At 59.7% G+C, this 18,941-nt stretch carries 18 protein-coding genes; 6 read left to right on the top strand and 12 right to left on the bottom strand.

Annotated elements, in window-relative coordinates:
* Window positions 1-23: 23 nt before the first annotated feature.
* The 3 genes from ACSOSP_RS38720 to ACSOSP_RS38710 all read right to left on the bottom strand — a co-directional run bounded on the left by ACSOSP_RS38720 (window position 24) and on the right by ACSOSP_RS38710 (window position 3,354).
* Complete coding sequence (locus tag ACSOSP_RS38720; RefSeq protein ID WP_455314293.1) at window positions 24-1,283, bottom strand: HlyD family efflux transporter periplasmic adaptor subunit; 1,260 nt, start codon at window positions 1,281-1,283, stop codon at window positions 24-26.
* A gap of 35 nt (window positions 1,284-1,318) precedes the next feature.
* Entirely contained in the window at window positions 1,319-2,836 is a 1,518-nt protein-coding gene (locus tag ACSOSP_RS38715) for an efflux transporter outer membrane subunit (RefSeq protein ID WP_455314292.1), read from the bottom strand.
* Between the two features lie 80 nt (window positions 2,837-2,916).
* Complete coding sequence (locus ACSOSP_RS38710; RefSeq protein WP_455314291.1) at window positions 2,917-3,354, bottom strand: MarR family winged helix-turn-helix transcriptional regulator; 438 nt, start codon at window positions 3,352-3,354, stop codon at window positions 2,917-2,919.
* Window positions 3,355-3,534: 180 nt separating this feature from the next.
* Here ACSOSP_RS38710 and pdxR point away from each other — a divergent pair, with 180 nt between their 5' ends.
* On the top strand, window positions 3,535-4,968 hold the full coding sequence (gene pdxR, locus ACSOSP_RS38705) for a MocR-like pyridoxine biosynthesis transcription factor PdxR (protein ID WP_455314290.1): 1,434 nt from the start codon (window positions 3,535-3,537) through the stop codon (window positions 4,966-4,968).
* Window positions 4,969-6,030: 1,062 nt separating this feature from the next.
* On the opposite strand, the gene ACSOSP_RS38700 is transcribed toward pdxR, so the two are convergent.
* The 6 genes from ACSOSP_RS38700 to ACSOSP_RS38675 are packed head-to-tail and all read right to left on the bottom strand — an operon-like array spanning window position 6,031 to window position 11,048.
* Window positions 6,031-6,837 carry a c-type cytochrome gene (locus ACSOSP_RS38700; RefSeq protein WP_455314289.1) on the bottom strand — a complete coding sequence of 269 codons (807 nt, stop codon included), beginning with the start codon at window positions 6,835-6,837 and terminating at the stop codon, window positions 6,031-6,033.
* Window positions 6,834-8,462, bottom strand: coding sequence for a b(o/a)3-type cytochrome-c oxidase subunit 1 (locus ACSOSP_RS38695; protein WP_455314288.1), 1,629 nt, complete (start codon window positions 8,460-8,462; stop codon window positions 6,834-6,836). The genes ACSOSP_RS38700 and ACSOSP_RS38695 overlap by 4 nt, the downstream gene beginning before the upstream one ends.
* Complete coding sequence (locus ACSOSP_RS38690) at window positions 8,452-9,021, bottom strand: cytochrome C oxidase subunit II (protein WP_455314287.1); 570 nt, start codon at window positions 9,019-9,021, stop codon at window positions 8,452-8,454. The genes ACSOSP_RS38695 and ACSOSP_RS38690 overlap by 11 nt, the downstream gene beginning before the upstream one ends.
* The gene (locus ACSOSP_RS38685) at window positions 9,018-9,176 is read right to left on the bottom strand and encodes a hypothetical protein (RefSeq protein WP_455314286.1); all 159 of its coding nucleotides are present in this window, start codon (window positions 9,174-9,176) and stop codon (window positions 9,018-9,020) included. The genes ACSOSP_RS38690 and ACSOSP_RS38685 overlap by 4 nt, the downstream gene beginning before the upstream one ends.
* A gap of 7 nt (window positions 9,177-9,183) precedes the next feature.
* Window positions 9,184-10,398 (bottom strand): c-type cytochrome, encoded by a 1,215-nt coding sequence (locus ACSOSP_RS38680; RefSeq protein WP_455315374.1) that lies wholly within the window; start codon window positions 10,396-10,398, stop codon window positions 9,184-9,186.
* Window positions 10,399-10,433: 35 nt separating this feature from the next.
* Window positions 10,434-11,048 (bottom strand): c-type cytochrome, encoded by a 615-nt coding sequence (locus ACSOSP_RS38675; protein ID WP_455315373.1) that lies wholly within the window; start codon window positions 11,046-11,048, stop codon window positions 10,434-10,436.
* Between the two features lie 561 nt (window positions 11,049-11,609).
* Between ACSOSP_RS38675 and ACSOSP_RS38670 the strand changes: the two genes are divergently transcribed.
* The gene (locus ACSOSP_RS38670) at window positions 11,610-12,047 is read left to right on the top strand and encodes a carboxymuconolactone decarboxylase family protein (protein ID WP_455314285.1); all 438 of its coding nucleotides are present in this window, start codon (window positions 11,610-11,612) and stop codon (window positions 12,045-12,047) included.
* A 151-nt stretch (window positions 12,048-12,198) separates the two neighbouring features.
* Here the strand turns inward: ACSOSP_RS38670 and ACSOSP_RS38665 are convergent, their stop codons facing one another.
* From ACSOSP_RS38665 to ACSOSP_RS38655, 3 genes are all read right to left on the bottom strand, one after another.
* Window positions 12,199-12,525: a DUF4148 domain-containing protein gene (locus ACSOSP_RS38665; protein WP_455314284.1), complete on the bottom strand. Its 327-nt coding sequence runs from the start codon at window positions 12,523-12,525 to the stop codon at window positions 12,199-12,201.
* 204 nt (window positions 12,526-12,729) lie between these two features.
* Window positions 12,730-14,214: a YncE family protein gene (locus tag ACSOSP_RS38660; RefSeq protein ID WP_455314283.1), complete on the bottom strand. Its 1,485-nt coding sequence runs from the start codon at window positions 14,212-14,214 to the stop codon at window positions 12,730-12,732.
* Entirely contained in the window at window positions 14,211-14,705 is a 495-nt protein-coding gene (locus ACSOSP_RS38655; protein ID WP_455314282.1) for a DUF305 domain-containing protein, read from the bottom strand. Before ACSOSP_RS38655 ends, ACSOSP_RS38660 begins: the two co-directional genes overlap by 4 nt.
* A gap of 24 nt (window positions 14,706-14,729) precedes the next feature.
* Here ACSOSP_RS38655 and ACSOSP_RS38650 point away from each other — a divergent pair, with 24 nt between their 5' ends.
* From ACSOSP_RS38650 to ACSOSP_RS38635, 4 genes are all read left to right on the top strand, one after another.
* A complete protein-coding gene (locus ACSOSP_RS38650; protein WP_455314281.1) occupies window positions 14,730-14,870 on the top strand; it encodes a hypothetical protein in 141 nt (46 codons plus the stop codon).
* A gap of 61 nt (window positions 14,871-14,931) precedes the next feature.
* Window positions 14,932-15,387 (top strand): (2Fe-2S)-binding protein, encoded by a 456-nt coding sequence (locus ACSOSP_RS38645; RefSeq protein ID WP_455314280.1) that lies wholly within the window; start codon window positions 14,932-14,934, stop codon window positions 15,385-15,387.
* 1 nt (window position 15,388) lies between these two features.
* On the top strand, window positions 15,389-17,623 hold the full coding sequence (locus tag ACSOSP_RS38640) for a molybdopterin cofactor-binding domain-containing protein (RefSeq protein ID WP_455314279.1): 2,235 nt from the start codon (window positions 15,389-15,391) through the stop codon (window positions 17,621-17,623).
* Between the two features lie 11 nt (window positions 17,624-17,634).
* Window positions 17,635-18,915 carry a c-type cytochrome gene (locus ACSOSP_RS38635; RefSeq protein ID WP_455314277.1) on the top strand — a complete coding sequence of 427 codons (1,281 nt, stop codon included), beginning with the start codon at window positions 17,635-17,637 and terminating at the stop codon, window positions 18,913-18,915.
* Window positions 18,916-18,941 lie beyond the last annotated feature (26 nt).

The following is an 18,941-nucleotide window of genomic DNA, read 5'->3' as shown; positions in this document are numbered from 1 at the left end:
ATATTTGGTTAAAAGAAAACCGCTTAGCCGGCGCGATGGAGTTCGGCTTGATCGCGCTTCGCTACAGTCTTGGGAGCGGCTATTGGCATATTGTCGGCGATCACCTTGGCGATCTCTGCATCGGCTTGTGCGCCGTATTGCTCGAATACATCGGTCTTATAAGACGTGTTGGTGGCAGCAGCCAGTTGCGTACCGGATTCATCACGCGTTTCAACCTCGACGTCCATCGACAAGCCAATGCGCAGCGGATGCTGTTCAAGCTCACGCGGGTCAAGCTGGATACGTGCCGGCAAACGCTGCACGACCTTGATCCAGTTGCCTGTCGCGTTCTGTGGAGGCAGCACGGCAAACGCGCTGCCCGTGCCTGCGGAAAAGCCCACCACGCGGCCGTGATACTTGACGCTCGAACCATAGACATCGGCGCTCAACGTGACCGGCTGACCAATCCTCATGCGCCGCAACTGCCCCTCCTTGAAGTTGGCGTCGACCCAGACACCATCGAGCGGCACGATCGCCATCAGCGGCGTGCCCGGAGCGACACGCTGCCCGACCTGCACCGAACGGCGCGCGACGTAGCCCGTCACCGGCGCGGGCAAGGTGTTGCGGGCATAACTCAGGTAGGCATCGCGAAGCTTGCTTGCAGCGGCCTGGACGTCAGGATGTTGTTCGATCGACGTGCGGTCGGTGAGCACATGGTTCGCTTCAGCTTGCTGGCGTATGGCGTCGAGTGAGGCTTGTGCGCTCTTGACGGCATCGCGCGCATGCGACACGTCTTCGGCGGACACCGCCCCGGTGTTCTCCACGGCCTGACGGCGTTGCAGATCCGAGTTGGCGCGGGCGAGATCCGACTCGCGTTGAGCGATGCCCGCCGCATAGAAGTCATTGTTCACGTAGAGGCTGCTCACTTCTCGCACGGTCCGGCCAAGCGTGGCTTCCGCGTTGCCGAGTGCAATTCTTGCATCGGCCGGGTCGAGTGTGACGACCGGGTCGCCGGCCTTGACGATCTGCGTATCGTCAGCGTTCACCGCGACCACCGTACCGCTGACTTGCGGCGTGAGTTGCACGAGATTGCCGCTCACGTAGGCGTCGTCCGTCGACTGGTAGAAGCGCGCATCGGTGTAGTAATACGCACCGTAGCCTGCGGCCGAGACGACGATTGCTGCGCCGAGCAAGGAAAGCAGCAGCTTGCGTTTCGTGCGCGGTGCGGCCTCTTGAGGTAAAGCACCCTTGGCTGCTGCGTTTGAATCCACCGCCGCGCGGTCGGACTGGATGGTATCGCTCATTTTTAATTCTCCTGACGGGTCCGTGGCGTGCCGGCTCAGCGCGCGGCAACAGATTGTGAAGACGAAGGTGTGCTGGTAGCGCTGCTGGTGCCGACGCTTGTGTCCACGCTTGTGTCCACATAACCGCCGCCGAGCGCCGCAGCAAGTGCGATCTGCTGGTCACGACGGTTCATTTTCAGATCGACCACGCTCTGGTCGGCCGACAACGCGTTCGTGTCGGCGTTGAGCACGGTCAGTTGATTGGTGAGGCCGCCCTTGTACTGGATGATCGCGAGTTCATCGGCGCGATGCGCGGCTTCCTGCGCGGTTTGTGCATCGACGAGTTGTGCATCGGTGGAGCGGATCTGCGCGAGTTGCGTCGCGACATCGCTTAGCGCGGTGACGAGCGTCTGGTCGTAGGTCGCAACCGCGTAATCGAAATCGGCGTAACGGCCTTTGAGTTGAGCGCGCAATGCGCCGGCATCGAAGATTGGCAAGTGGATTGCGGGACCCGCTGTTGCGGTCCTGCTCGCGGCCGTCAGCAAGCGGCCGAAGCCGAATGCGTCCAGGCCAATCGATGCGCTCAGGTTGATGTCCGGATAGAACTCCGCCTTCGCTTCCTTCACATCATGTGTGAGGGCGTCCACGCGCCAGCGTGCCGCCACCAGGTCGGGCCGGCGGCTCACGAGATCGGCCGGCAGGTTGTCGGGAAGCAGCACCTCGTCCCCCACGCCAAGCGCCGGGCGCTGGATCGTCAAGCCGCGATCCGGGCCTGCGCCAAGCAACGCGGCGATCTGATAGCGCGTCGTGAGAATCTGGCCGTCTAGCGCGCTCAGGGATGCATGGCTTGTCGCGACGTTCGCCTGCGCCGTCTTGCGCTCGACTTCCGTGTCCAGCCCGGTCGCGATCCGGCCCGCTGCAATCCGTTCAATCTGATCGCGTTGCGCGACTTCCTTGACGGCGATATCGCGCTGATCGTAAAGCCGCGCAAGCTGGTTATAAGCACGAGCAATCGATGTGGTCAGCGTCAGCTTCACCACTTCGGCATCCGCTTCGCTTGCCTGTGTTTGCGACACCGCCGCCTTCAGCGCTTCACGATTCTTGCCCCACAGATCGAGGTCGTAAGAAGCGGACGCGAGCAGCTTGTTTTCGGTCTGCCACGAACCTGCGTAAGGCGGCGGCACGAGCGCGGTGCCTGAATATTGCTGGCGGGTCATCGAATAGTCCGCGCCGACCTTCGGCATGGTGTTGGACTTCGCGGTTTCGCTATAAGCATTGGCCGATGCAACCCGTGCACGTGCCTGATCGAGGGTCGGGCTGTTCTTCAACGCTTCTGCAATCAGCGCTTTCAGCTGCGCGTCACCGAACTGATCGGCCCAACCGGCTGCCGGCCAATGACCGCTTTCAGACGGAATGCTTTGGGTCGTCTCGTACGATTGCGGCTGGGCCATCTGCTGGTCGCTGTGGATGCCCGCGTAGTTCGCGCACGCCGACAGCACCGCGGCAAACATCACCGATACACCCACGCTCAATGCTCTCGAACCGATCGACTTCCGATTTAACTGTGATTTCATTTTCTGACCTGTCAGATAATTGGACAAAAAAAATGGCTGACTCATTCCGCTTACTTATTCGGCTTACTTATTCGCCTCACCTACTCACCAAGAAATTTACGAAGCAGGCGGCGCAATTCTTCGAACTCGGCCTTGTTGAAATTCTTCAGGTGCGCGTTCAACACATTCGGTGCGACTTCCGGAACCTGGGCGGCGACCTCCTCACCCTTTGTCGTCAACGTAAGGTTCACGACACGGCGATCTTCAAGGCTGCGCGAGCGCTGCAGCAATTCCTTCGCTTCGAGCTTGTCGAGCATGCGCGTCATCAGACCGGTATCGATCCCCAGCGCCTTCGACAATTCGAACGGCGTTGCGGCCTCACCGAGCGCCAGCGACATCAGGATGCCCATCTGCTGACTGGAGATATCGAGGTCCTTCAGTGCCGCATCCATCTCGACTGTCAGGATGTTGCGCGCTTTGTTGATCATGAAACCAATGCTTTGAGTCGGACGATAGTTTTGCTTGCCGTAGTGGTTCATCGCTGCCTCCGGTGATGAACAGCATATTATTTGACAAGTCAGATACTGTCAAGATTGATTTAATACCAAGAGCCATGGTGTCAGCAAACTGTAAAAATCAAGGGTCGAATGTTCGACGGTCAATGATCGCACTGGTATGTCAGAATCCGTGAATTGGTCATAGTCGAGGATACCGGCTCTATGGAAATCCACGTAACCATTCGCGGCCGTGAGGACTTGAGCGGACAGATCTATCGCCAGTTGCGCAGCGGTATTGTCGAAGGTCGGCTGGTGGCGGGCGAACGCCTGCCCTCCACGCGCGATCTGGCGACGCAACTTGGCGTCTCGCGCAAGACCACGCTCGATGTCTTCGAACGCCTCACCACGGAAGGGTATCTTCGTTCGCGTCCCGGCGACGGCACGTTCGTGGCTGATGGATTGATCCGTGTTCCGACGCATCCCGCCGACGCAATGAAGCATCAGGCAAGGATGCAGGCGATCTGGTCGTCGATGCCCGTTCAGCTTTCGATGCCCCGGCACGACGTGCCCTTCCTGTACGATTTTTTAGGCGGCGTGACTGACAAGCGCCTGTTCCCCTTCGACACGTGGCGTCGCTGCATTAATCATGCATTGCGATTGCAGGCACGCGGACGAGGACAGTATCGCGATCCAGCAGGCGAACAGGAACTGCGTCTCGCTGTATCGCGTTACCTGGCCTTTAGCCGCGCCGTGGCAAGCAACTGGCAGGACGTCATTGTCACGCAAGGCGCGCAGCAGGCGATCGATCTTATTGCACGCGTGGTGCTTCGTCCCGGCGATGTGGTCGCGGTTGAGGAACCGGGATATCCGCCCGCGCGTGCGGCGTTCGCGGCGGCGGGCGCGAAGATAATCGGCGTGCCCGTTGACGACCACGGTTTGATTGTCGAGCAATTGCCCAGGAGGGCCCGGCTTGTCTATGTGACGCCGTCGCATCAGTTCCCGCTTGGCATGCCGATGAGTCTCGAGCGTCGCGTGGCGCTGCTCGAGTGGGCGCAGCGCCAGGGCGCGGTCATTATTGAGGATGACTATGACGGCGAGTTCCGCTTTGAAGGCAGGCCGGTGGAACCGCTCAAGAGTCTCGACCGAGCCGGTCTGGTGGCTTATGTCGGCACGTTCTCGAAGACGATCTTTCCTGAGTTGCGGGTGGGTTATGTGTTGCCGCCGGCGTCGTTGAATGAGGCCATCCAGAAAGCCAAGCAGATAAGCGATTGGCATAGCTGCTCGCTGACGCAAGCGGCGCTGGCCAAGTTCATGCTCGACGGCGACTTCGCCAAGCATTTGCGGCGGATGCATAAGCACTACGAGGATAGGCGGAGGACGCTTGTTTCGTCTCTGCAAAACGAACTTGCGCAATGGTTCGAGCCGCTGATTCCTGCGGCGGGAATTCACATGACAGCGCGATTGAAGGGATCATTGAAGGAGAAGCACCTGAGCGGTGGCGCTCTTGATGCGTCTATTGGCTTGTATGGGATCTCGGCGTTTTACATGAACCAGCCCATGCAGGAAGGGCTGATCTTCGGGTATGGCGGGATCGAGTCGGACGAGATCGGAGTCGCCGTGAAGAAGATGAGGATGCGGTTGTTGAGGATGGTGTAGGACGGGAGGGGGTCGGACGGGGGTGGTTCGGGGTGCCAGGGGTAGCGGTTGGGGTCAGTGCCGAGGTGCTATGTTCAAGGGTTAGCGGTCGGAGTCAATGCCGGGTGGCTAGGTTCCTGCGTTAGCGGTCGGGGTCATTGCCGGGTGGCTAGGTTCCTGCGTTAGCGGTCTGAGTCATTGCCGGGTGGCTGCTGCTTAGCTTAGTGGTCTGCTTAGGTTGCCTAATTTCTTTATCACTATTAGCCACTGCGCGTGGCGGCGCGTCATTTCTTTGTCCAAAGCGACAAAGAAACGAAGCAAAGAAAGCGCTTTCAAAACGCGGGCTCATAAGTTGACCCAGCGTGCAGTTTCCACGTTTTTGGCACCCCAAAGCACGGTGCTCGCAAGAGCCACGGATGTGTGAACCCCTCCTTCTCGCGAATCCTGACACGAACACGCTTCGCCCCGTACGCTCTCGGGCAAGCACCATTGCCAAGAAAACCCGCACGGCCTCACGTCTGTTTGATGCCGCGGCTCTTCGCAGTTTAGCTGCTTGGTCGGCATGATCGGCCCCGGTTTTTTTGCTGGTAAGGCCTCATCTATCCGAGCAACTTGTTTCGTGGTGGGTTGGCGACGTGGTTCGGCGTGCGTACAAATTCGGAAGATGGTTGTTCGCGGATAGCGCGGGGTGCCCCTTGGGCAGGTTCAGTCACTGGTGGCGAAGCGTGTGGGTATCCGTGTTCGGAGAAGGAGGGTTTCACACATCCGTGGCTCTTGCGAGCACCGTGCTTTTGGGGTGCCAAAAACGTGGAGGCTGCACGCTAGGTCAACTTATGAGCCCTCGTTTTGAAAGCGCTTTCTTTGCTTCGTTTCTTTGTCGCTTTGGACAAAGAAATGACGCGCCGCCACGCGCAGTGGCTAATAGTGATAAAGAAATTAGCTAACCTAAGCAGACCACTAACCTTGAAAGCAGCAACCCGGCAATGACTAAGACCGCTAACGCAAGAACCCGGCATTAACCCCAACCGCCAACCCTAAAAACCCCCAAAAACCCGTCCACCGGCGCGAGCGAAAAACCGAAGCTCATGGCTGAGCCCCAGCATAATACTCCGCCGCTGCATCAATTTCCCCTGGCGTCATATTCCGCGCAACATTACGCATCAGCTCATTAATATCGTTATGCCGCGTGTCATTCGCGAACGCCTGCAATTGCGCCCGGGTATACGCAGCCGGCATCCCCTCAAGCCAAGGACTCCCCGCCTTGTGATCGATACCACCATGACAAGCCGCACAAGAAGCAATGTTCCGCATTGGAGCACCATGGGAAACAATATCCGGCACAGACATGGCCGGCGCAGCATCCGATCGCAGCGCCACCGGCCTCGGCAGATACGCGTAGTAAGCCGCAAGATCGCGCATGTCCTGGTCGCTCAGGTTCGGGACCATCGGCGACATCACCGCGCTGCGGCGTGCACCGGATTGAAAGTCGAGCAACTGCTTATAAATCACAGAAGCATACTGGCCCGCAAGATTCGGTGAGTTAGCGTCACTCATACCCCGCACACCATGACACATGGTGCAACGCATGGACAAGGTCGCGCCGCGGCCAATCGACGTGCTGCTGGAATCCGCGAGCAGTTGCGGCGTCATGGCGACCGCGCTGGTCTGCACCAGCGGCGCCGGCGTGGCCGACGAAACGTGCAACCATTGCTGCGGTACGCCCGCCGCGCTGCAGATCGCATTCCAGACGCCCTGGAAAGGTTGATCACTTTGCGCCGAAGGCAGCCAGATGAAGCCCACGGCAACCGAGAACACGACCATCGCAAACAGGCCGCCGACCGTGACCGTGAACCACGGGTTGCGTAACGAGAACAGGCGCTCATCGCTCATCGCTGCGGCCCTCCAATCTGAATCGCAGGGACCGATGTGTCCGAGCGAAATAGCAGCGAAGCAACCGGATAACCATAGTTGATGAGCGTAAGGCCGATCATCAGCGCAAGCCACAGGGCAAAGCTGTTCAACGCGACCGGAATGGTCTTCGATACATGCACCGCCGTGCTGAACGTGTACTCGTCCACCACGCTCCGCGCTCCGCGATGGTTGCGAATCAGCACGATGAAAAACAGCACCGCCGAGACAACCAGGATCACGCCGCCAATGGCCGAGATGATCACCAATAACGCCTGCGCAGCGATCTCCGGATCGGTGTAATCGAAGAAGGCCATGCGCCGCGGCATGCCAAGAATGCCGACGAAATGCCACGGAAACGTCACCACGATCATGCCGATGAACCACAACCACAACTGCTGGCGCATCAGCTTCAAATCCGTCATCGCGCGCCCGGTGAGATGCGGCCAGAGATCGTACGCAATCGCGAAATACATGATGACAATCGCGCCGCCGAAGATCAGATGAAAGTGACCGGTGATCCACTGCGTGTTGTGAATGGTCGAGTCAAGCTGGTAACTCATGTTGATGAGGCCGCCCGCCCCGCCAAAGCCGAGCATCACGAACGAAAACGCGAGCGCAAGCATCAACGGATTGTCCCAGGGCAACGCCTTGATCCAGCCAAAGCTGCCCCGGCCGCCACGCAAGCGCGCGGCTATTTCAACCGATGCGCAAATGGTGAACACCGTCAGCAAGGTCGGCACCGCGACCAGCGCCGTGAACACCGATTGCATGAACTTGAAACCCGATCCGACTTGCGGATCCGCAAACAAATGGTGAATGCCGATCGGCATTGAAACCACGAGGAACAGAATGAACGAGATGCGCGCCATCAAATCGCTGTACAGACGGCCGCCGATCGCCCGCGGCAGGATCGTGTAATACGCTATGTAGGCAGGCATCAGCCAGAAGTACACGATCGCATGCAGCGACCACGAGAAGAACACACGGGCAAGGCCGGCGTCGATCGTCGTCTTGAAGCCAAGCGCCACCGGCAGGATCTGGAACAGGATCTCGATCGCCGCACCCACTGCTGTCCAGCCCCATAGATACGCACCAGCCAGGGTAGCGAACATCGCAAGAGGCACCGGCACACCCTTATGCTCGCGCTTCCACACGGCCAGGTTGATCGACATCAGCGCGACCCAGATCCACGAACCGACCACCACCAGCACAATACCGATGTAGTAGAACGCGTTGCCGATCATCGGCGGATAGAAGGTGTAGAGGACCGAGGCAAGGCCCATGGCGACAGGGACCATCGCGGTGACCGTCCCCACTGCCACGAGGATAAAACCAGCCCAGGCCCAGCGCGCGCCGACCAGTGGTTTCTTCAGCGCCAGTTCGGTGACCGCGTAACCAAAGCCCATCGCGATCAGCGTGGGGAACACGTAAGCCATGGCCGAGCCGTGCGCCGTGACCGAGCGATAGTAGAGCTCCGGATTCTTCAGCCACGGATGCAGCGGACTGCGCACCCACATCTGCCACGCACCGAGCAGCAACGCGCCGCCGAAGCTGATGAAACCGAGCCAGAAATGCGCGAGGACGAGTCGCTTGCTATTTAACACAGCTGAGTCTCCGCGAACCGTTAGCGTTTGCCATCTTGAGGAAAGCCGTTTTATCGATCACCTTGACGTGCGCCCACATGCTCTGATGCCCGGAGCCGCAGAACTCGTGGCATGGCATCAAATGTTCACCCGGCTGCGTGAACGTGCTCTTGAAGGTGGAGATATAACCGGGCTCGACCATTGAATTGATATTCGTGTTCGTGATCAGGAATCCATGCACCACATCCGCACTGGTCGCGCGAAAGGTGATGGGCGTATCGGTTGGGATGAGCAGGCATTGCGGCGTGAACGAAAACTGCTGCGCAACAATACGCACGGTGACCGAACCATCCGCTTCAACCGCGCTGCCCAAATTGCTTTCAATAAACTCACCGCTTACGTTAAGCGTTTCGGGCCGCACGGTCTCCACTCTGGATGGCGGCATCATGGCCCAGTGCAGACCGGTGAAGATCGTCATGGCGACCAGCACCGAGAGAATGATGACGACCAGAAGCGCCCACTTGCGCTCGATGCGTGCGGCTATGTCGGCAGACGCATGCGACGGGTGTTCAGTGCTCATTGGATAACGCCGCGGGGTAAGAAGACCAGGAAATAGAACGCAAACCACAAGCCGATCACAATGGCCGTTGCCGTGCCGGCCAGCGCAATGGCGCCGTGCGGGCCGTCTCGCACGATCTCATCGACGGCGACATCTTCTTGCTCGGAATCAGTCATGACGTCCTCAATAAAGTGGGGCTGAGCGCAACGTGTTGACTTCCTTGACGCTGACCGGCGTGCCGTGATTGCCCCAGGCCGTGCGTATGTAGGTCACGACCGCCGCGGCCTCGACATCGGAGAGCGACTGAGCGAACGGCGGCATGCCGTAGGGCATCGGGTTCTTCTTCGTGCCGGGCGCATATCCGCCGTTCAGCACCATGCGAATCGGGTTCACTGCGGAGGTCATCTGGATCGACTGGTTGTTCGCAAGCGGCGGGAAATTCGGCAGCTTGCCCTGCCCTTGCGACGCATGACACACCGCGCATTGGGCGTCGTAGATCTTCTTGCCCAGTGGCGAAAGACTGGTCTGCTGTTCGACGACCGCGGCGGTTGCCGGTGCAGGCTTTTCGCCCGAGCGCGCCGGCAGCGTCTTCAGATAGACCGCTACCGCGTGAATATCGTCGTCCGTCAGATACTGGAAGCTGTCGTACACGACCTCGGCCATGGGCCCATATACCGCCCCCCGATTCGACACGCCCGACTGCAGCAGGTCCGAAATATCTTCAATGCTCCAGTCGCCCAGCCCCGCTTCCTTGTTCGATGTCAGCGAAGGCGCATACCAGTTCTGCACCGGGATCAAGCCGCCTTCAAAACGCTTGGAGGGTGAATTACCGCCCAGGGCATTGATCGCGGTATGGCACATCGTGCAATGGCCGAGTCCTTCGACCAGGTAAGCACCGCGATTCCATTCCACCGATTGCGTGGTGTCAGGCTTGTATTCCCCTGGCTTCATGTACAGCATGCGCCAGCCGTACAGCAACGAGCGCTGGTTGAACGGGAACCGTAATTCGTGCGCGCGATTAGGCTGATGAATGGGCGGCGTGGACAGCAGGTACGCGTAGATCGCGTCGGAGTCGCTGCGCGTGACCTTGGTATAGGAGGCAAACGGCATGGCCGGATAAAGCAGTTCGCCGTCACGCGCCTTGCCGGTATGCATCATGGTGTAGAACTCAGCCGAGGTCCACTTGCCGATACCGGTCTCTTTGTCCGATGAAATGTTCGGCGTATAGAGCGTGCCGAACGGTGTTTCCATCCCGCGGCCACCGCCGAATAGTTTGCCGGCGGGCACCGTATGGCAAGCAATGCAATCACCGGCGCGAGCGAGATATTCGCCGCGTTCAATCACTGCGGGATCGGCGGCTCGTGCATTCAAGGTCACGACGCAAGCGCAAAAAAGCATTAGGGCACGGAAACTGAACACGTCTATTTCCTCGCCTATTGATTAGGAACGGTGCCGCAAGCGAGCGGCATCTTGAGCGACCCAGCGGCCACGGGCGCCGGATTTTCCGGTGCGGGCAACGAAGCCAGGTACGCAGCAATAGCCGTGATGTCCCGGTCGGCCAGTTTCGTGGCGATACCATGCATGCAATCGGGCGCGAGCGTAGTGCGCGTGCCGTAACGCCATGCGCCCAACTGCGCGCTGATGTAATCGGAATGCAGGCCCAGCAAGCCCGGAATGGAAGGTTCCATGCCCGTCAGCGCCGCACCGTGGCACGCAACGCATGCAGGAATCTTGCGTGACGCGGCGCCGCTATTGACCAGGGTCTTGCCTAGCGCAAGCGTGGCGGTATCTGCAGTGACAGGCGCAGGCGCGGGAAATGGCGGATGCTCGGCGGCGAAGTACTCCGCAATTTTCATCAGATACGGATCAGGGAGATACGCCAATAAATAATTCATTGGCGGGTACTTGCGGCGACCGTCCCTGAAGGCGAGCAATTGGTTGTAAAGATAACCAGCGGGCTTGCCCGAGAGCCGCGGGTAATAGTCGTTGCTCGTGCCTTCACCCTGCGCGCCATGGCACGCTGCGCAACCAAGCACGCGCGCCTGCATGGTGTCGGGCGCCTTCTCGGCCGGCGCCGCCTCGCCGGCGGCGAATGCATGCAGGCTTGAACTCGCGAGCAGCACTAATGTTAAGACGAAGCTGCGTATGCCCACCGTTGTATCCCTCGATCGGGTTTTTGTGTCTGCAGTATTTCGCTACAGCTAATTTTTTATAAACCACGCGACTGCTCTGGTAGGTGAGCTTAAAGCACTTGAGCCAATTTGCCGAGCGCTAAGATTCACATGATTTCTCGCATTATTGACCAATATTGAGATGATTCAACATGTGGAAATAGTGAGCTCGAACGTTCAATGATCCAAGTCAAAGAAGCGCATTATTTCTCGGGCTTAAGGTTTTTTCTTTAAGCGTTTTGCTAGCGCGCGCAAGTCTGGCCAGACGGCGAGGACACCCCCGTTCGGGTGACTGGCACATATAGGCCGACAGGCTCGGAGGCTTCAGCACTGGTTACCTGAAAATAGGCGGAATCGGCTATTTATAAGGTCCAGTGAAACGTCTAGTCTTACTCATGTCGCGCCGCGTTGCGCATCGTCTAAATCAAAGGAGCCGTCATGCAAACTCGCCTGGATTTCTACAAAGCCAAGCCGTCCGCCATCAAGACCCTGGTTGCGCTGGAGGAGTACATCGGTAAGTCATCGCTGGAAAAGTCGCTGGCGGAACTGGTTCGTCTGCGCGCATCGCAGATCAATGGCTGTGCGTTTTGCGTCGACATGCACACGACCGATGCTCGCAAGGGCGGCGAGACGGATCGCCGGCTGGCAGCCGTGGTGGTATGGCGTGAGACGCCATTCTTTACTGACCGCGAACGCGCGGCACTGGAATGGACCGAAGCGCTCACGCTGGTCTCGCACGGCCACGTACCGGACGCCGTCTGGGAAGCCGTGCAACCGCATTTCACTGAAGAAGAGATCGTGGACCTGACGCTGCTGGTGTCGTCGATCAACAGTTGGAACCGTTTCGCGATCGCGTTCCGCAAGATGCCGGTCTGATCAAACGAGCACGGCTCAGACGATGAATAAGTCTGCCCCGTGCTCACTATTTGAGTTGTAGCGTGTGGTGACCCGGGCATTGATTGGCCCGGTCTTTCTTAGCGGTGACGCTTGGTGGGCATACGACCACCAATAGCGTGGCACACTCCGTTCACGACCCTGCATAGATATTGCAGAAGCTCACCGGGCCAACGCAGGTTTCTGGACTTTGCGAACCACTCATCCTCGCGCGCGGCGCGCTAGCGTTCGAGCCGGCAGCAACACCGCCATACGCGCTCGCGTTCTTCCGCTGATTGTCGGCCTGGTTCTGGAACACAGGCGGGACATCCGGGTACGACGCATCTGACACGTACTGCGAACCATTTTGTTGCGCTTCCACCAGTTGCTGGCGGACTTCGGCACGAGTCAGTCCTTGCGCAAAAGCGCTCGAGGAAACAAGGACGGCGGCGGACAACGTGAGCAAGGAAAGTGTCTTCATTTTCGACTCCAATGTGTTTAACGGGTTGCTACTAGGGCAAACCCATCTCCCGCCGGATTTATTCCTGGTTCATCGAAAATAAATAAAGGTGTGCCTGCACGACACCATGAACACTTTAAACAAACATGGCAGTACCAAGAAAAAACCGCCGGAGCATTGACTCCGGCGGTTGCATAAAATTTGCTTCGAACGAAATGAAAACGCCTAAAGCGCTTGCACCTGAACAGGCGTACCCGGCTTGCCCGACACTTGCGGCGCAATCACCAGATAGCGCCGTTTGTCGGCGGCATGCCCGGCACCCGGCACGACTACCTGACGGATCTGCCCGATCGCGTTGACGATCGCCGATCCCGCCGGGTTAGTCATGAACATCGCAAGGGACTCCACGTTGCCACTGCCATCAGCGTTGTCGGAAAGACCTAGCACGTAAGGCGATTTCGGCTGCAAGCCGGTCGCCGATGCCTGCAACACCTGCAGCAAGCCCTGGTCGAACAATGCGACGCTGGTCGGCGCCGGGTCCGCGTTCTGGCTCGCCCCGACCGGCACCATGCTGAGGTGCGCACTCTCGCCTGCCAACCCAAGCGCTTGCGTGTTCTGCGTACCATCGCCTTGCGGCACCGCATTCGGCACATAGACTACCGCTTGCGGCGCTTGCCCGATCGGCACGGTAGCAATGACCTTGTTCGTCAAGGTATCTATCGCGGTCAACCCGTCTGCATTTTCCAGGCCGACATATACACGGCCGCCATCGCCCGACGGCCAGATTCCATGCGGCAGCTTGCCGACAGGAATGGTGGCGACCTGAGAGAAGTCGTCGGTACGGAACACCTTCACCTGATTCAGGCCACCTACGGTCACATAAGCGAAGGTCCCGTTGGCGTTATGAACGATGTTCACATGGTTCGTGATCGGACCTGTATCAAGCACCTTCAGGGTGGCGAACGGTGGACGAGCGTCGAAGACCTGCGTCTTGCCGGTATCTTTCAGCGTCAACCAGACCTGCTTGCCATCGGGTGTGGCCGCAATGTTCGGGCAGAACGGGCTCGCCTGCGTGACCTTGCCGACGAGCTTGTGATCGGCCACGGTGATCACGTCGACTTCAGGATTGAACGATGAACACACGTACCCGTACTTGCCGTCGGGCGAGAAAATCTGCATGCCCGGCCCCGCGGGAGTGATGATGCGGGTCTTCTCTTCAAACGTGTGGCCATCCAGCACCGACACATAGTTTTCTCCCCGCACGGTCACCCATACCTCGTTGCCGTCTGGTGTAAAAAATGCTTCGTGAGGCGCCCGCCCGACATAGGTCACATGCTTGACGGCGTTGGTCTGCGTGTCGATGAACGATACCGAATTCGAGCCGATCGAAACCACCGCGATCGTGCGATGGTCCGGCGAGAAACCCATGCCATGCACGAGCACCTGCCCCTTGTACAAGGGGCTGAAATTTCCCGGCGACGGATCGCCAAGACGAATCACGCCAACGAGTTTGTTGTCGACAGGGTCCGTAACGGAGACCGTGTTGGAGAACTGTTCGGCCGCATAGACGCGGTCGTGATGGCTGATTGCCACGTCAGGTGCAGACGCGCTATCGGGCGCCTGTCCTGCGCAGGCCAACTGCGGGATTGCCCCGAATGCGGCCGTCGCGAACACTGCCAGCGCGGCAGAAAACAGAGTGGATCGTTTCATTTCATCTCCTGATCCATGCGCATCGGCATGGGCATTGTTGTGCTGGACGTGGTTTGGGAGGGTGCTGCATTTGCCGGCGCCTGACCTTGATCCGGAGCCGGCGCCGAGGGTGGCAACGGTTGACCAAGCGCGAGGCGCATGGCGACGATTTCCTGCTGCTGTTCAACGATGATTTCCTGAGCTATCCGACGTAATTGCTCGTTGTGCCCATAGCGCAGTTCTGCCTGCGCCATATCGATTGCGCCTTGATGATGCGGAATCATCATTGCGGTGAAGTCTCGATCGACATCACCGCTCGGCTTGATGGACATGCCGTCCATCATGCGCGTCATGGCTTGGTCGTTTTCCTGGAGGAACGGCGCTTCCCGGGCTCCGGTCGCCGAGTCTGCTGCATGGGCCGCACCGGCTGAACCCAGCGTAATGGCGGCAACGGAAATCGCAGCGGCGGTCATGCATCGAATACGTAGAACCGTAATGGAATTGGAAGGCATGTCGATTGACCTCGAAGAACTGGCGTGAAGAACATCAATGCCAACGCTAACCCCTTCCCCAACCATTTATTCCACGATTTTTCTCAGCCGCTGAAGGACCGCATCAAGACGGCATCAGCTACGCGCAGCCAGGGCCTGCAGGCGACTCAGCACGAATCTTCGTAATCTTGTATAAGGTTTCGGATTAAGAACGACTATAAAAACCCCACGACAACCGGAGTTGCAGATGACGATAATTTCCATCAACGGCGAATCTCACACGGTCGACGCCCCTCCCGACATGCCGCTTCTCTGGGTGCTGCGTGACCTGGTCGGTCTGACGGGCACAAAATTTGGCTGCGGTATCGCGCAATGCGGCGCGTGCACAGTGCATCTCGACGGTCAGGCGGTACGCTCCTGCGTGTTGCCGATCGCGGCGCTGGGCAATCGCAAGGTGACGACCATCGAGGCCGTCAGCGCCACGCCCGCGGGCAAGAAAGTGCAGGAGGCATGGGTCGCGCTCGATGTCGTGCAATGCGGATACTGTCAGTCGGGCCAAGTGATGTCGGCGGCTTCGCTGATCGCCTCGAACCCCAACCCCTCGGATGCCGATATCGACGCTGCCATGGCAGGCAACATCTGCCGCTGCGGTACGTACAACCGTATCCGTGCCGCGGTCAAGCACGCCGCCAAGGGGGCGTGACATGTCGCGAGGATTACTCGATGCACAAAACCACCGCGCACCCGACGGCCTGAACCGGCGCACATTTCTAAAGCTGGGGATATCGGTCGGCGCAGCGGTTGGCGGCGGCTTGATGCTCGGTTTCAGCCTGCCCGCGGCAAGCCAGGGCGATGCACCCCGGCCCAAATCGGTGATCGGCGGCGACGGCAACGAAGCGCCGCAAAGCGGTGTATTCGAGCCCAACGCGTTTGTGCAGATCGACGCAACGGGCAAGGTGACGCTGGTGATACCCAAGGTCGAAATGGGTCAGGGAGTCTATACCGCCATCCCCATGCTGATTGCGGAAGAACTGGAAGTGCCCCTGGATAGCGTGGTGGTCGATCACGCACCGCCCAACGAAAAGCTCTTCATGGACCCGCTGCTCGGCGGCCAGTTGACCGGCGGCTCGACTTCGATCCGCTATGCATGGGAGCCCATGCGAAAGGCCGGCGCAACGGCACGCGTGATGCTCATCACCGCTGCGGCGCAGCAATGGCAGGTCGACGCGGCGTCGTGCCACGCAGAGAAAGGCGAAGTGGTGCATGCCGAAAGCAATCGCCGCATCGGCTATGGACAACTCGTCGATGCCGCCGCGAAACTGCCCGCGCCGCAGAACGTGACGCTTAAGGACCCGAAGGATTTCAAGCTGATCGGCACCGCTGCCAAGCGCCTCGACTCACCTGAAAAAGTGGACGGCACCGCCGTGTTCGGACTCGATGTCCGCGTGCCGGGCATGGTCTATGCCGCCATTGTGAACAGCCCGGTGTTCGGCGGAACGCTTGCCTCTGTCGACGATACGAACGCGAAGAAGATCCCCGGCGTGCGCCAGGTGATCCGGCTCGACAACGGCGTAGCCGTAATCGGCGACCATACGTGGGCTGCGAAGCGCGGTGCGGCAGCGCTGGATATCACATGGAACGAAGGCCGCGGTGCGGACTTCTCGACAGCCAAGGTAGTCCAGCAGCTCGCCGACGCATCGAAGCGCGATGGCGCAGTGGCACGCAATGACGGCGACGTGAAGAAAGGCTTCAATGACGCCAAGACGCGCGTTGACGCCGTGTACCAGCAACCCTTCCTCGCGCACGCCACCATGGAGCCGGTGAACTGCACGGTGTCCGTGCGCGCTGATGGTTGCGATATCTGGGTGGGCACGCAAGTCCCCACGCGCGCGGTGGATACCGCCGTGAAGATCACCGGCCTTGGCGCCGACAAGATCACCGTGCACAACCACTTGCTCGGCGGCGGCTTCGGGCGCCGGCTGGAAACCGATTTCATCGGCCAGGCGTTAAAGGTCGGCAAGCAGGTGGGCACGCCCGTGAAGGTCACGTGGACGCGCGAGGAGGACGTGCAGCACGACATGTATCGCCCGTACTACTACGACGTCATTTCCGCCGGCCTCGATGCCAACGGCCGCCCGGTTGCGTGGCAGCATCGCATAGTGGGGTCGTCCATTCTGGCGCGGTTCGCCCCGCCCGCGGTCAAGAACGGCGTCGATCCGGATGCGGTGGAAGTGGCCGCCGACCTTCCCTACGATCTCCCGAATCAACTGATCGACTATGTGCGCCAGGAACCCATGGACGTGCCCACCGCGTTCTGGCGCGGCGTAGGTCCAACGCGCGGCACCTTCGTGGTCGAAAGTTTCATGGACGAGCTGGCCGCGCAGGCAAAGGTCGATCCGGTGAAGTATCGCCATGACCTGCTGGGCAAGACACCGCGCGCGCAGAACGTGCTCGATGTCGCCGCTCGTGAAGCCGGCTGGGGCAATACGCTGCCTAAGGGCCAGGGACGCGGTGTATCGGTGATGCATGCGTTCGGCAGCTTCTTCAGCATGGTCGTGGACGTCACCGTGAACGGCGACGGCGAAGTGGCCGTGAACCGCGTGGTCTGCGCGGTGGATTGCGGCATGGTGGTCAATCCGAACACCATCGAGGCGCAGGTCCAGGGCGGCATCATCTTCGGCATCACGGCAGCGCTTTATAGCGAGATCACGATCAAGGACGGCCGCGTCGAACAATCCAACTTCACGGATTACCGGATGCTGCGGATCGATCAGGCGCCGCCTATCGAGGTGCATATCGTGAAGAGTAGCGAGGCGCCCGGAGGCATCGGCGAACCGGGGACGGCGGCTCTCGCGCCCGCGCTGACCAACGCGATTTTTGCCGCCACCGGCAAGCGCTTGCGGCAGTTGCCCGTTGGCCGTCAACTGCAAAGCGCATGAGGGAACACACAATGATCAAACATCTTGTTGCCTCCCTCGCGCTCACGTTCGTCACGTGCAGCCTGCCCTTGCTGGCTCATGCCGCGGCGAACGACGATCCGCTGGTTGCCCGTGGCGCCTATCTCGCGAAGGTGGGCGATTGCGTGGCGTGTCATTCCGCGCCCAAGGGCAAGCCGTTCGCCGGCGGCCTGCCGATGACCACACCCATGGGCAAGATCTACACGACCAACATCACGCCGGATCCCGAAACGGGTATTGGTCAATGGAGCGAGGACGATTTCGCAAAGGCATTGCGCGAGGGTGTGGCGAAGGACGGTCACAACCTTTATCCGGCCATGCCCTATACATCGTATGCAAAGGTCCGCGACGACGACGTGAAGGCGCTCTACGCGTATTTCATGAAGGGGGTTGCACCGGTGAACCAGGCGAACCGGCCCTCGGATATTCCGTTCCCGCTGAACATGCGCTGGCCGCTCAAGTTCTGGAACATGGTGTTCCTCGATAAAGATGTCTATCGCGACAAGGACGGCAAAGATGTTGCGTGGAATCGCGGTGCTTACCTGATCCAGGGCCTGGGCCATTGCAGCGCGTGCCACACGCCTCGCGGTATCGCATTCCAGGAAAAGGCACGCGATGAAAGCGGCAGCGCGTGGCTGACAGGCGGTGTACTCGACGGCTGGTTTGCGTCCAACCTGACGAGCGAGCAGAACGTCGGGCTGGGCCGCTGGTCGGATGCTGAGCTCACCACGTTCCTGAAGACGGGAGCGAATGCCCATGCGTCGGCGTTCGGGTCCATGACGGATGTGATCAACCACAGCACACAAGGCATGAGCGATCAGGATCTGGCAGCGATGTCGGCGTATCTGAAGTCGTTACCGGCGGCAGGCGGCACGAACGCGCCGGCCTATGCCTATGATCCGAAGGCTACCGCCGCTCTCCTCCAGCATCCGGCCAATGACGCAGGCGCGAAGGTGTACACCGCGTACTGCATGCATTGCCACGGCGTGGACGGCCGTGCGTTCGCGCCGCTGCTGGCTCCACTGGCGGGCAACCCGAACGTGCTGGAGAAGGATGCATCGTCGCTGATCAACGTCACGCTGAACGGCACGCAGGATCTCGTGATACAAGGCATCCCCGCCGCGTATCCGATGCCGAAATACGCGCCGGTGCTCAACGATCAGCAGATCGCCGATGTGCTCACGTTCATCCGCGCTGGATGGAACAACGGCGCGCCCGCGGTCGGTACGGCTGATGTCGCGAAGCTGCGCAAGAGCACGCAGGCATCGCAGTAAGTCTTTACTGGCCTTGGCGAAAGCGG

This window comes from Caballeronia sp. KNU42 (genome assembly GCF_053760385.1).
Note: the sequence above shows the minus strand (reverse complement) of the source record. Positions and strands in the feature narration are given on the sequence as shown.